General features: G+C 59.3%; 11 protein-coding genes and 1 other RNA gene. 10 read left to right on the forward strand and 2 right to left on the reverse strand.

Annotated elements, in window-relative coordinates; all coding sequences use genetic code 11:
* Positions 1-4 precede the first annotated feature (4 nt).
* Positions 5-1,606: a carboxyl transferase domain-containing protein gene (locus ACTG27_RS04630; RefSeq protein WP_439979165.1), complete on the reverse strand. Its 1,602-nt coding sequence runs from the start codon at positions 1,604-1,606 to the stop codon at positions 5-7.
* Positions 1,603-2,745 (reverse strand): isovaleryl-CoA dehydrogenase, encoded by a 1,143-nt coding sequence (locus tag ACTG27_RS04635; RefSeq protein ID WP_219264019.1) that lies wholly within the window; start codon positions 2,743-2,745, stop codon positions 1,603-1,605. Before ACTG27_RS04635 ends, ACTG27_RS04630 begins: the two co-directional genes overlap by 4 nt.
* A 319-nt stretch (positions 2,746-3,064) precedes the next feature.
* Between ACTG27_RS04635 and ACTG27_RS04640 the strand changes: the two genes are divergently transcribed.
* The 10 genes from ACTG27_RS04640 to ACTG27_RS04685 all read left to right on the forward strand — a co-directional run bounded on the left by ACTG27_RS04640 (position 3,065) and on the right by ACTG27_RS04685 (position 13,665).
* Positions 3,065-4,222: an acyl-CoA dehydrogenase family protein gene (locus tag ACTG27_RS04640; RefSeq protein WP_439979166.1), complete on the forward strand. Its 1,158-nt coding sequence runs from the start codon at positions 3,065-3,067 to the stop codon at positions 4,220-4,222.
* Between the two features lie 140 nt (positions 4,223-4,362).
* Positions 4,363-5,145 carry an enoyl-CoA hydratase gene (locus ACTG27_RS04645; RefSeq protein WP_439979167.1) on the forward strand — a complete coding sequence of 261 codons (783 nt, stop codon included), beginning with the start codon at positions 4,363-4,365 and terminating at the stop codon, positions 5,143-5,145.
* An 18-nt stretch (positions 5,146-5,163) separates the two neighbouring features.
* A complete protein-coding gene (locus tag ACTG27_RS04650; RefSeq protein WP_439979168.1) occupies positions 5,164-6,276 on the forward strand; it encodes an enoyl-CoA hydratase/isomerase family protein in 1,113 nt (370 codons plus the stop codon).
* A gap of 51 nt (positions 6,277-6,327) precedes the next feature.
* On the forward strand, positions 6,328-7,230 hold the full coding sequence (gene mmsB / locus ACTG27_RS04655) for a 3-hydroxyisobutyrate dehydrogenase (protein ID WP_167569858.1): 903 nt from the start codon (positions 6,328-6,330) through the stop codon (positions 7,228-7,230).
* Between the two features lie 52 nt (positions 7,231-7,282).
* Positions 7,283-8,062 (forward strand): SDR family oxidoreductase, encoded by a 780-nt coding sequence (locus ACTG27_RS04660; protein WP_206877687.1) that lies wholly within the window; start codon positions 7,283-7,285, stop codon positions 8,060-8,062.
* Between the two features lie 358 nt (positions 8,063-8,420).
* Positions 8,421-9,857 carry an arginine-ornithine antiporter gene (gene arcD, locus ACTG27_RS04665; protein WP_005336921.1) on the forward strand — a complete coding sequence of 479 codons (1,437 nt, stop codon included), beginning with the start codon at positions 8,421-8,423 and terminating at the stop codon, positions 9,855-9,857.
* 105 nt (positions 9,858-9,962) lie between these two features.
* Positions 9,963-10,751, forward strand: coding sequence for a sulfite exporter TauE/SafE family protein (locus ACTG27_RS04670; protein ID WP_439979169.1), 789 nt, complete (start codon positions 9,963-9,965; stop codon positions 10,749-10,751).
* A gap of 102 nt (positions 10,752-10,853) precedes the next feature.
* Positions 10,854-10,950: signal recognition particle sRNA small type (gene ffs / locus ACTG27_RS04675), an RNA gene on the forward strand.
* Positions 10,951-11,034: 84 nt separating this feature from the next.
* Positions 11,035-12,174, forward strand: a complete 1,140-nt coding sequence (locus tag ACTG27_RS04680; RefSeq protein ID WP_216962382.1) for a site-specific integrase — start codon at positions 11,035-11,037, stop codon at positions 12,172-12,174.
* Between the two features lie 399 nt (positions 12,175-12,573).
* Positions 12,574-13,665 carry a M14 family metallopeptidase gene (locus tag ACTG27_RS04685; protein WP_216962385.1) on the forward strand — a complete coding sequence of 364 codons (1,092 nt, stop codon included), beginning with the start codon at positions 12,574-12,576 and terminating at the stop codon, positions 13,663-13,665.
* The last annotated feature ends 8 nt before the right edge of the window (positions 13,666-13,673 follow it).

Here is a 13,673-nt window from a genome sequence, read left to right on the forward strand (position 1 = left end):
CTCCTTACATCCGGAAGATGCCGTACTGCTCGGGTGCAATGCGGGCACCCTGACAGGCGGCCAGTGCCAGTGCCAGCACGGTGCGGCTCTGGGCCGGGTCGATCACGCCGTCATCCCACAGGCGAGCGCTGGCGTAGTAGGGGTGGCCCTGGCGCTCATACTGCTCGATCACTGGGGCTCGGATGGCGGCGGCCTCCTGCTCGCTCAAATCTTTGCCCTCGGCAGCCAGCTTGTCCCGACGCACCTGCACCAGCACCCCGGCAGCTTGTTCGCCACCCATGACAGAGATACGGCTGTTGGGCCAGCTAAAGAGAAAATCGGGTTCATAGGCGCGGCCGCACATGCCGTAGTTGCCGGCACCGAAGCTGCCACCGACTATCAGAGTGATCTTGGGCACCCGGCTGCAGGCCACCGCGGTGACCAGCTTGGCGCCATGCTTGGCGATCCCTTCGCGCTCTGCCGTGCTGCCCACCATAAAACCGGTGATGTTCTGTAAAAAGAGCAGCGGGATGGTGCGGCGGTTGCAGAGCTGGATAAAGTGGGCGCCTTTCTGGGCGCTGTCGCTGTGCAGCACGCCGTTGTTGGCGAGGATCCCCACTTCCATGCCGCAAATCCGGGCAAAGACGGTTACCAGAGTGGTGCCGAACAGCGCCTTGAATTCGTCAAAGTCAGAGCCATCCACCAATCGGGCAATCAGTTCGCGGGCGTCGTAAGGGCGTTTGAGACTGGTGCCCACCAGACCGTAGAGCTCCTCGATCGGGTAGCCGGGGGGTTCGTAGCCGGGGCTGCTCTCTATCGGCTCGTTACCCAGATGAGTAACCAGCGTGCGGGCGATGGCCAGCGCATGGGCATCGTCACGGGCCATATGATCAGCCACCCCGGAGTGGGCGCAGTGCACCTCGGCGCCGCCCAGTGCCTCGGCGCTGATCTCCTCACCGGTGGCGGCCTTGACCAGCGGCGGGCCGGCCAGAAAGATGGTGGCCTGCTCCCTGACCATGATTGACTCGTCCGCCATGGCGGGCACGTAGGCGCCGCCTGCGGTGCAGAGCCCCATCACCACCGCCAGCTGGGGGATGTTCTGGGCCGACATGCGGGCCTGGTTGTAGAAGATGCGACCAAAGTGATCCCGGTCGGGGAACACCTCATCCTGCATCGGCAGAAAGGCGCCGCCGGAATCCACCAGATAGAGGCAGGGGAGGCGCAGCCGCTCGGCGATGGCCTGGGCGCGCAGGTGCTTTTTCACCGTGAGCGGGTAGTAGGTGCCGCCCTTCACGGTGGCGTCGTTCACCACCAGCATACAGAGCCTGCCCGAGACCCGGCCGATGCCGGTGATGATGCCGGCGGCGGGCACCGGCTCGTCATAGACCTGCCAGCCAGCCAGCGCCGACAGTTCGAGAAACGGGGAGCCCGGGTCCAGCAGCTGATTGATGCGCTCGCGGGGCAGCAGCTTGCCACGGGCCTGATGGCGGGCGTTGTTGGCCGCGCCGCCTCCTTGGGCGATCTCGGCAATGCGAGCATGGAGATCGTCGACCAGCCCCTGCATGGCGGCCCGATTGACTGCATATTCCGGGCTCGCCGTGTCGAGACGGGAGTGGATACGACTCATGCGTTCTCTCCCATCAGCTCGCGACCAATCAGCCAGCGGCGGATCTCCGAGGTGCCAGCACCTATCTCGTAGAGCTTGGCGTCCCGCAGCAGACGGCCGGTGGGGTATTCGTTGATGTAGCCGTTGCCGCCGAGCAGCTGGATGGCATCGAGCGCCATCTGGGTGGCATTTTCGGCGGCAAACAGGATAGCGGCGGCGCAATCTTTACGGCTGGTGCGGCCCTGATCGCAGGCGCTCGCCACCGAATAGACCAGCGCCCGGCTGCTGGCGAGGCGGGTATACATGTCGGCGAGCTTGCCCTGCACCAGCTGAAACTCGCCGATGGCCTGGCCGAACTGTTTGCGCTCGCGCACATAGGGCAGCACCACGTCCATGCAGGCCTGCATGATGCCAAGGGGGCCGGCCGCCAGTACCACCCGCTCGTAATCGAGCCCGCTCATCAACACCTTGACCCCGCCGTGCAAGGGGCCCAGCAAGTTCTCCTGCGGTACCCGGCAGTTGTCGAACACCAGCTCGCAGGTGCTGGAGCCGCGCATGCCGAGCTTGTCGAGCTTCTGGGCGGTGGAGAAACCGGGAGTGTGCGCTTCGACGATAAAGGCAGAAATCCCTTTGGGGCCGGCAGCGGCATCGGTCTTGGCATAGATGACGAAGGTCTCGGCATCCGGGCCGTTGGTGATCCACATCTTGTTGCCGTTCAGCACGAAGTGCTCCCCCTCGCGCACTGCGGTGAGGTGCATGCTGACCACATCGGAGCCTGCACCCGGCTCGCTCATGGCCAGCGCCCCCACATGCTCGCCGCTCACCAGCGGGGGCAGGTAGCGCGCTTTCTGCTCCGGTGTGCCGTGGCGGTGGATCTGGTTGATGCAGAGATTGGAGTGGGCGCCGTAGGAGAGGCCGACCGAGGCGCTGGCGCGGCTCACCTGCTCCATCACCAGCACGTGGGCCAGATAGCCGAGGTTCACCCCGTCATACTCCTCCGCCACCGTGATGCCGTGCAGCCCCAGTTCACCCATCCGGGGCCAGAGATCACGGGGGAAGGCGTTGCTCTGATCGATCTCGCTGGCGCGCGGGGCGATCACTTTCTGGCAGAAAGCCGCAACCTGTTCGGTCAGGGCATTCAGGGTCTCATCCATCTGCATCCATGCTCTCCTTGCGGATATGACAGTCGGGTAGGAAGGTTGGTTCGACCTGCTAACCTAGCTTCACGGTTGGCAGTGGTCGGTCCATTTTTGTACTTCACTTCTGCTACAAGTTTACGTTAGCGTAAACGTAAATCAATTGTTAATCTGTTGTGTGTCGATTGAAAGGTGGTAGTGAGAGCGTCATCAGCTACCACGACAACAACGCCATAGTGGCAGATCCGAATGACCAGTGTGTGGGCGCCGCGTCATAAAGCACTAACTCAGGAAAGTAAGCGCGGGAAAATAAGCGTGGGGCAACAAGGGAGAGAACGACGAGATGGATTTTACCCTGACCGATGATCAACAGGCGTATGTGGAGGCGGCCGCCGCCTTTGCTGACGATGCGCTCAAACCTAATGCCGCGCGCTGGGACAAGGAGCATGAGTTTCCGATCCCGTCCATCAAGCAGGCGGCCGAGCTCGGGTTTTGTGGTCTCTATACCCCGGAGCAGTTTGGCGGATTGGGGCTGCCTCGTCTCGATGCTAGCCTCATCTTCGAGCGCCTCGCCATGGGCTGTACCTCGACCACGGCTTATCTGACCATTCACAACATGGTGAGCTGGATGCTGGGCAGCTGGCTGCCCACCGAGGTTGCCAAGGAGTGGGTGCCCAAACTGGCCAGCGGCGAGCTGCTGGGCTCCTATTGCCTCACCGAGCCAGGGGCGGGTTCCGATGCTGCGGCACTCAAGACCCGAGCCACTCGCGAGGGTGATAGCTACCTCATCGAGGGAACCAAGGTCTTTATCTCGGGAGCAGGCAGCAGCGATGTGCTGGTGGTGATGGCCCGTACCGGTGGTGAAGGTGCGAAGGGGGTCTCTGCCTTTATGGTGCAGGCTAATGCTCCCGGCGTGAGCTATGGCAAGGCAGAAGAGAAGATGGGCTGGAACAGCCAGCCGACCCGGGAGGTTGTTTTCAACGGGGTTCGCATTCCTGCCTGTTATCGGTTGGGCGAAGAGGGGGAAGGATTCAAGTTCGCCATGCAGGCCCTCGATGGGGGGCGCATCAATATTGCCACCTGTTCGGTTGGCACCGCCCAGCAGGCGCTGGATGATGCGCTGGCCTATGTGCAGCAGCGCCAGCAATTTGGTCACCCGATCAGCGAATTCCAGAGCGTGCAGTTTCGCCTGGCCGATATGGCGACCGAGCTGGCTGCCGCCCGCCTGCTGGTACGTCAGGCCGCCGACAAGCTGGATCGCGGGGCTCCCGACAAGAGTGCCTGGTGTGCCATGGCCAAACGTTATGCTACCGATGTGGGTTATCAAATCTGTGATGAGGCTCTGCAACTCTTTGGCGGCTATGGTTATATCCGCGAGTATCCGCTCGAGCGCTATCTGCGCGATACACGGGTACACCGCATTCTGGAGGGCACCAACGAGGTGATGCGACTCATCATCGCACGCCGTATGCTGGCCGATCCCGGTTTGTCGCTGGGCTAACCGGTGGTCGCATCAAGGGGGTGTCTACAGCCACCCGATTTGCACCATGCCATGCCGGTTTCGGCTTTGTGAGCCAGCCACAGGTTGGTGTCACTCAAGCCTGTCATCATGGCGGCAGCTTCATCGACAAGGACAATGTTATGACAAGGATCAGACTCGAATATCATGGCCACGTGGCCTATATCACTCTCGACCATCCCCCTGCCAACACCTGGACCCTCGCCAGCCTGCAGGCCTTTTTGCAGATGATGGTGGAGCTCGACAGTCGTCCCGATGTGGTGGCGCTGGTGATCCGTGGTGCGGGCGACAAATTTTTCTGCGCCGGTGCCGACCTCAATATGTTTGTCGAGGGGAATGTCGAGCTGGCCCGCGAAGTAGCCGAGGCCTTTGGCAAGGCCTTCGAGGCGCTGGCCCGTTTCCATGGCGTCAGTATCGCCGCCATCAATGGTTATGCCATGGGCGGTGGCCTGGAAGTGGCGCTGGCCTGTGATATCCGTATCGCCGAGCAGCAGGCGTTGCTGGGACTGCCGGAGGCCTCGGTGGGCTTGCTTCCCTGTGCCGGTGGCACCCAGCGCCTGACCGAGCTGGTGGGGCCGGGCTGGGCCAAGCGGATGATCCTCTGCGGCGAGAAGGTGAGTGCCTCGCTGGCCTACGAGATGGGGCTGGTGGAGGAGGTGGTGAAAACCGGTCAGGCGTGGGAGGCCGCGCACCAGATGGCCCATCTGGTGGAGCGCCAGAGCCCGAGTGCCCTGCGCGCCTGCAAAAACCTGATCAATCAGGGCCGCAGTGGCCCGCGGGATGCGGCATTGCCCCTTGAGCGAGCGCTGTTTCTCGATCTCTTTAGCGATGCCAACCAGCGTGAAGGGGTGGCCGCCTTCCTGGAGAAACGCTTACCGCGCTGGCAATATGGCCCAACAGAATAAGTCCATACGGAGCCGTTTATGAGTGAGCCGGTCAAGGTTAGCTGTTATCCCACCGAAGATGGCCATCAGATCGGGGTGTTGACCCTCGACAGCCCTGCGTCTCTCAACGCATTGAGCCTGCCGATGATCCAGATCCTGCAACAGACGCTGACCCGTTGGGAGCAGGATCCCGCCATCGTCTGTGTACTGCTGCAGGGGATGGGTGAGAAGGCATTTTGTGCCGGTGGCGATATCCGCTCCTTCTATTACCGCAAACAGGAGGCAAGCGGATCGGAACTGTTCGAATATGCCCGCGACTTTTTCGAGCAGGAGTACCGGCTCGACCACCACATCCACTCTTGCCGCAAGCCCCTGATCTGCGTGGCGGACGGTATCTGCATGGGGGGCGGTATTGGCCTGTTTGCCGGAGCCGATTTTCGGGTGGTGACCGAAAGAAGCCTGTTCGCCATGCCGGAGGTGACCATAGGCCTCTACCCCGACGTTGGAGCAAGCTGGTTTTTAAGCCGGATGCCGGGGCGGCTGGGGCTCTGGCTCGGTCTGACTGGCGCCCGCTTCAACGGGAGTGATGCCATCGGTCTTGGGCTGGCGGATCACGCCATCGCCAGTGGCGAGCGCAGTGCGCTGTTGTCACGCCTCGCCGTACTCGACTGGGCTGGCAGTGGTGATCCCCGTGAGCAGATCGATCTGCTGCTCACGGGGTTGCATGGTGAGGTGGCGGCCCGCTTGCCTGCGCCAGTGCTGCTACCCCATCAACAGAGGATCGATGCCTTGCTGGCGGGGCGCACGTTGCAAGGGGTATTGGCGCGGCTGTTCAGCGCCCATTTCGATGAACAGGAGGTGGTACTTCAGCAGGCGCAACAGATCTGCCGCACTGGCAGCCCCATCAGCCGCGCCATTTTGTGGCGCCAATATTGGCAGGCTCGCCGCTACTCCTTGGCTGAAGTATTTGCCGAGGAGCTGACCCTCTCGGTCAACTGCGTGCTCAAGGGGGATTTTGTGGAAGGGGTACGGGCACTGCTGATCGACAAGGATAAAGATCCCCGCTGGCTACAGTTGCCACCGGAGGGGGAGTGGCTGGACGAGTTCTATCGCTGGCCGCAGGGGAGCAATCCGTTGGCCTGCAAGGAATAACATCTTGGCAACCGGCGCACGCCGCCATCAGCAACGCAGGGAGCAAGCGGGATGACAAGGATAGGGTTTATCGGGCTCGGCAACATGGGGGGGCCCATGGCGGCCAATCTGGCCAGGGCCGGGCACAGGGTGCAGGTGTTTGATCTGGTTGCCCAAAACATTGAGCGCGCCATCGCCGCTGGCTGCATCGCCACAGGGGATGCCCGTGAGGCGGTGACCGGCTGCGAGGTGGTGATCAGCATGCTACCTGCGGGGGAGCATGTGCGTGACCTTTGGTTGTCTGAGGGGCAGGATCTGCTGGCAGCCCTGCCGGTTGGTGCACTGGTGATCGACTGCTCCACTATCGATGTCGACTCTGCCCGTCAGGTCGGGGAGGCGGCCCGCGCACGCGGTTTGCGCTTTATCGATGCCCCCGTATCGGGCGGTGTCGCCGGTGCGGCCGCCGGGACGCTCACCTTTATCGTTGGTGGTGACGCGGCGGATTTCGAGGCGGCGAAATCCCTGCTCGCCTGCATGGGGCAGAACCTGTTTCACGCAGGGACGCTGGGGGCGGGGCAGATCGCCAAGATGTGCAACAACATGCTGCTTGCGATCCATATGGCGGGTACCGCCGAGGCGCTGGCCCTCGGGGTGAAGGAGGGACTGGATCCCGCCGTGCTCTCTACCATCATGGGCAAGAGCTCCGGCAACAACTGGAGTCTGGAGCGCTACAACCCCTGGCCCGGGGTGATGGAGAATGTCCCTGCCGCCCGCAACTATCAGGGGGGCTTTATGACCCGTTTGATGGTGAAAGATTTGGGATTGGCCATGGCGCTGGCCGAGCATGGCCACAGCGCTGTGCCGATGGGGGCGCTCGCGCGTAACCTGTTCAACCTGCATGCCGCTCAGGGGCAGGGGAGCCGCGATTTCTCCAGCATCGTCGAACTCTATCTGGATAAACAGGATCCCGCCTGATGGGCCACCTCTCTTCAAGGCATCTCTCTTCGACCAGCTACAAGGAGCATTGATGGATATCAAAGATAAGGTCATCGTTATTACCGGCGCTGGACGTGGCTTGGGACGGGCTATTGCGCTGGCCCTGGGCGCACAGGGGGCGACGCTGGCGCTGCTCGACATCAATCGCGCAGATCTGGAGGCGACCGCAGCCCTGGTGCGCAGTCAGAGTGATCAGTGCGATCAAGATAGCCAGTGCGAGCTGTTTGTCTGCAATGTGGCGAGCGAAGCCGAGGTTGAAGCCGCGTTTGCCGCCATCAAAGGGCGTTTTGGCGTGCTGCACGGTCTTATCAACTGCGCCGGCATTTTGCGCGATGGCATGCTGATCAAGGTGAAAGAGGGTGAGCTGGTGGAGAAGATGACGCTGGCCCAGTGGCAGAGCGTGATTGACGTCAACCTCACAGGTACCTTCCTCTGCGGTCGCGAGGGGGCGGCGCTGATGGCGCAAGGGGGGCTGGGGGGCGTTATCATCAACATCTCTTCCATCGCCCGCGCCGGCAATATTGGCCAGAGCAACTATGCTGCCAGCAAGGCGGGGGTTGCCTCGCTGGTGGTTACCTGGGCGCGGGAGTTGGCGCGCCATGGCATTCGGGTGATGGGGATTGCCCCCGGGGTGTTTGCCACCGACATGACGGCGGCGATGAAGCCGGAGGCGATGGCGCGGATGCAGCAGGCCATTCCGGTCGGCACCCTTGGCGAGGCGCAACAGCTGGCCGAGACGGTGAGCTTTATTTTTGCCAACGACTATCTGTCGGGAAGGATGATAGAACTGGATGGCGGTTTGCGTTTATAGGGATTTACATAATGGGCCCCGGTGTTTCCACCGGGGCTTTTTTATGCAGATTATTTATACAGAGAGCGCCTGAATGGCAATGCATAGGAACCATGCGAGTCAGGCTGTGTTGGCAGAAAAATGAGAAATATCAATGGGTCTTGGTTAATTTGAGCCAGCTCACAGGCCATATGGGTCAGTGCTGTAAAATTGCGCGCGGTCAAGGCGGTGCATGATTGACGGGACGAGGGATTGCGGTCGGAATAGTCATGCAATATAGTTGCCGCCTTTTTCACGGGGTCAGGATTCCCAGCCCCTCCCATATTGCGCGCAGTATGAATACGGACGCTCTGCCGCCGCCTAAATAAACAGGATTGAAATGGACAAGAAACTAGGGCTGGGCGCCCTCATTTCGCTGGTGATCGGCTCCATGGTCGGCGCCGGGGTCTTCAGTCTGCCACAAAACATTGCTGCGCATGCCAGTGCCGGGGCGGTCGCCCTGGGTTGGGCCATCACCGGTCTTGGCATGATCTGTCTCGCGCTGGTCTATCAGAACCTCTCCATGCGCCGCCCTGATCTCGATGGCGGTATCTTCAGCTATGCCAAGGCCGGTTTCGGCGATTTCATCGGTTTCAACGCCGCCTGGGGTTACTGGCTCTGCCAACTGCTGGCCAACGTCTCCTACGCCATCGTAGTGTTTAGCGCCCTGAGCTACTTCTTCGATACGCCTGACAACGTCATCTTCGGTGACGGCAATACGCCGGTGGCCATCACGCTGGCCTCCATCCTGATCTGGTCGGTGCATGCGCTGGTGCTGCGCGGGGTACAGGTTGCTGCACTGGTGAATATCGTCACTACCATCGCCAAGATGGTGCCGCTCATCGTCTTCTGTGTTGCGATCCTGCTGGCCTTCAACATGGATACCTTCACTCTGGATATCTGGGGCCAGAACAACATGGAGCTGGGCTCCGTGATGGATCAGGTCAAGTCCACCATGAAGGTGACCCTCTGGGTCTTTATCGGGATTGAAGGGGCCGTGGTGGTCTCTGCCCGTGCCCGTCATCGCAAGGATGTGGGCCGCGCGACCGTGCTGGCGCTGCTCGGCGCCCTGACACTCTATGTGATGGTGACCCTGTTCTCGCTAGGTGTCATGAGCCAGCCGCAACTGGCGGCGCTCAAGAACCCTTCGACCGCCATGATCCTCGAAGCCGTGGTCGGCCCCTGGGGCGCCTGGCTTATCAACATCGGTCTGGTGGTGTCGGTGATGGGTGCTCTGCTCAGCTGGACCGTGCTGGCCGCTGAAGTGCCCTACATCGCGGGCAAGACCGGTGTGTTCCCGGGCTGGTTTGCCAAGGAGAACAAGAACGGCTCGCCGCAGGTGTCGCTCTGGTGCTCCACCTGTCTGGTGCAGATCTTCCTGATCATCATCTACTTCCAGAGCAGCACCTATCTGGCGCTGGTCAACATCGCCACCTCGGCGGCGCTGGTGCCCTACGTTTTCTCCGGTGCCTATGGCCTGAAGCTGGCATTGAAAGGGGAGACCTATCAGGGTCAACCTCATCAACGCAAGCGTGACCTGCTGCTGGCTCTGGTGGCGACGGTTTACGGCTGCTGGCTGGTCTACGCTGCCGGTGTGGAGTACCTGCTGCTGGTGGCGCTGCTCTATAGTCCGGGCATCTTCATCTACTGGAAGGCGCGTCAGCATCACGGTCTGCGCGGCCTTAACCGGTTGGAGCAGGGGATGACGGCGGCCCTGCTTGGCTGTGCCGTGCTGGCCTTCTACAAGGTGATGGACGGTACCATTCCACTGCACTAACCGGCACAATGAAGAGATGGCCCTCGCGCCATCTCTTTTTTTTCATGCAGATATCCACTGTTGCCCGGTCGTGTTGGCCAGTTTTTGTTTAACACAGGAATTTTTATGCTGTTTATGGGTTACCTCCTGCTGGGCGCCTTTGCCGGTATGCTGGCGGGACTGTTCGGGATCGGCGGCGGTCTTATCATTGTCCCCGTGCTGGTCATGACCTTTCGCGCCCAGGGCATCGACCCTGAAATCATTACCCATCTGGCCCTCGGCACCTCGTTGCCCACCATGATCTTTACCGGATTCAGCTCGCTGCGGGCCCACCGGGAGGCGGGCGCCGTCGATTGGGTGATGATCCGCCGACTCGGCGCCGGCATGCTGATTGGGGGCTGGCTTGGCGGCATGACCGCCAATCTGCTCAGCACCAGCACCCTCAATATCATCATCGGTTGTTTCGCCTGGAGCATGGCGCTACAGATGGGGCTTAACCTTAAACCCAAAGCGGAGCGCCATATGCCGGGGCCGCTCGGCACAGGCATTGCCGGTGCCATCATTGGCTGGATGTCAGCCCTGTTTGGTATTGGTGGTGGCTCGCTGACCGTCCCTTATCTGAGCTGGAACTCGGTGCCAATGCGCAATGCGGTAGCGGCCTCTGCAGCCTGCAGCATGCCCATCGCGCTGGCGGGGAGCCTCAGCTACCTCTATGCGGGTTGGGATCATGCCGATCTGCCCGAGTGGAGTGTGGGCTACATCTATCTGCCCGCCCTGCTGGGCATTGTGCTGACCAGTACCCAGTTCGCACGCATTGGCGCCAAGCTGGCACACCGCCTGTCACCCACACGCCTTAAGCAGGCCTTTGCCCTGCTGATGCTGCTGGTGGGGGCGAAATTTATGCTGTTTAGCTGATTCATTCGGCAGATTGTTGAAAAATAAGGCAAACGATCTGTTGGAGGGTAGAAAGCCGTTGCATTGAACGCCCAGTTTGCCTATTCTCCTCGCCGGTGGTCCTATTGGTCCTCTCGCATTGATAACCCGTCGACCTGGTCAGGACCGGAAGGTAGCAGCCAAGGCGGGGGACTCGAGTGCCGGGATGTGGCTGGTAGGGCCACCACTTGTTTCTGCAATTCAATAAGTTAGCTTCCTAAAGCCCTTGGTCATCCACTTTGTGTGGACGACGAGGAGCTCATCGATGAATCTCTGGCTCAGTCCCCACGGCATCTGGTATTACCGGAAAGTCACCACGCTCCCCTGTGGTCGTCGTAAAGAGATCAAAAAATCCCTGCATACCCGAGACAAACTTTGTGCACGTCATAAGGTGACTCAGCTGCTTGCCTGCGTGCGTTCCAGACCCAAGCCCATTCAGTTGCCTGTAGACGTCAATGCTGCCCCACATGAGCAATCAGTAGCCCAGCCGATGACTCCGGCGACCAAACCGCGTGCACCGCTCCTGTCAGTCCTGAGTGACCGTTATCTGAAAGAGAAGGCCCTCTCTTGGGCACCGAAAGAGCTCAGCAACCAGAAGAACTACATCGGCTGCTTCATCAAGGCGCTGGGTGATAGACCGGCTGCTGACTATGCGAAAGCGGATGTGGTCAAGTTCAAGGAGGACCTGCTGAACTCCGGCAAGAGTCCGACCACCATCAACAAGTATCTGCAGAAGCTCTCCCTGCTGTTTAGCTGGCTGGCTAACCATCAGGATGGGGTCATCAACCACTTTGCCGGATTGAAGCTACAGCGAGCCAAGGAGGTGAACTCACGAAGTGGGTACACAGCGGAAGAACGTCGCAAGTTTATCGGGTGGGCTAAGCAGCAAGAGCCCCACCGTAGGTGGATTGCTCTGCTGGGTCTGTTCACCGGAGCTCGTGCCAACGAAATCTGTCAGCTCTATGCCGATGATGTGCAACAGGTTGACGGTATATGGTGCTTGAATATTCGCAGTGGACGGCCAGACCAGAAACTCAAGACGGCCAACAGTGCTCGTCTCGTTCCTCTTCATCGACACCTCCTCCAGAGCGGTTTCATCGAGTTTGTGAAGGGGAGGATAGGGGGACGCCTTTTCCCTGAACTGCCACATCGCCAGGATGGATACAGCCACCTGTGGGGGCAGTGGTTTAGCCGCCATCGCCCCGTCGACAAGGACTTCCACAGCCTGCGGCATACCGTGGGAACCGCCCTCAAAGATCACGGAGTGCCATTGCAGTATGCGGCGGCGATCCTGGGCCACACCAACGGGGCGATCAGCTATGACCGATACGGAGGGGATGTCTCGCTGGAGAAGCTCAAAGAGGTGATAGAAGCGGCCCTTTCATCCTTTGCTGATGCCGGATAAAGGGAAAGATGGGTCTGCTGAGATGCTGAAATTTTGGCATTTTTAAGAACTTTTTCTACGATGTTTCATACAGAAAAAGTTCTATAAATAGCTGAAATTTCGGCAGATTGACTGCTTGGTTTGGTCCATTTTCCTTTGTTGGCGGGCAAAACGGGAAAGTCAAAAACGGCAGATGTGATTTGGTTTTGTGGTCTTGCATGTCAGCACAAGGGAGAGTGGATTCATTCGTCTTCAATGTGCCCAAGACTATGTCTTTGCATCACATCTCTTCTAACCCAAAGTAGATACTCGACATATCTCCTTGATAGCTTAGTCGCCTCGACATGTTTTAGCCTTGGACTGCCTGCCAGCTTATCGAGTCGGGATTTACTAATCATATTGAGCATCATGGAGAGTCGTATGCGTTATGTTGCGTTTGCTGTTGGATTAGCACTTTTTGGTTCGGTTGCCCATGCAGCCACCCAGTACACAGGCGATAAGGTCCAAGGTATACCTGTGATTTCAGCACTCGATGTCGCTGATCTTGCTACAGGCCAGCACCGTTTTATGTTCGAGGGCGTCGAGACCGGAACTGGTCAACGTTGGTACGTGCCGATCATGGTGGCCAAAGGGGCTACCGATGGTAAAAAAGTATTGCTACAGGCTGGAGTTCATGGTGACGAACTCAATGGTGTTCGGATCGTACAAAAGGCGATGGCACAACTTGAACCGGCCAAGATGAAAGGGACCGTCATTGGGGTTATTGGCCCCAATCGTTCCGGTTTAGAGCGAGTGTCGCGTACATGGGCAATATCGACTGACGGTGGTGATGTGATCGATTACAACCGGATTCATCCAGGTAAAGAGACAGGTAATGCTCCCGAGCGTCAGGCATGGCTGATGTGGAACAAAATCTACAAAGGGAATGTCGATTTGGCCATCGACTATCACACTCAGTCTACTGGGACGGCATACCCACTCTTTATTTATGCCGATTATCGCAATGCGGATGTAAAGACCATTGCGGAACTGTTCCCTGCCGACCAAATTAAAAAGGATCCTGGTGAAGCGGGGTCGATGGAAACTACGTTTGTTGAGAATGGCATTCCGGCTATAACCGCAGAAGTAGGCGAGCCACGGGTGTATCAACAGGATATGATTGATCGAGGCTTACAGGGGGCCTTAAACGTATTGCGTCACTACAAGGTGATAGATGGAAAGCTTGGGGCCACCGCCGAGAGCCACAAGACATACATAGGTAATGAAATGAGCTCGATTCGGGCAACGACTGGTGGCTTTGCAGAAGTCCTCGTCAAGTTGGGGGACGATGTGAAGAAGGGCCAGAAGGTTGCTTTGCAGCGTAATGCTTTTGGTGATGTAGTGGCTGAATATACTGCGAATATGGACGGTAAAGTGCTTGCAGTCGGCACTGATGCTGTACGTGAGCCTCGGGCGTTACTGGTTCGGATTCTGGGGCAAAATCCTGCGGACACTTGCAAAAATGGTTGCTAAGTAAGGGA

It is taken from the genome of Aeromonas sp. 97A, from assembly GCF_051919185.1.
Classification (GTDB): Bacteria; Pseudomonadota; Gammaproteobacteria; order Enterobacterales; family Aeromonadaceae; genus Aeromonas; species Aeromonas veronii.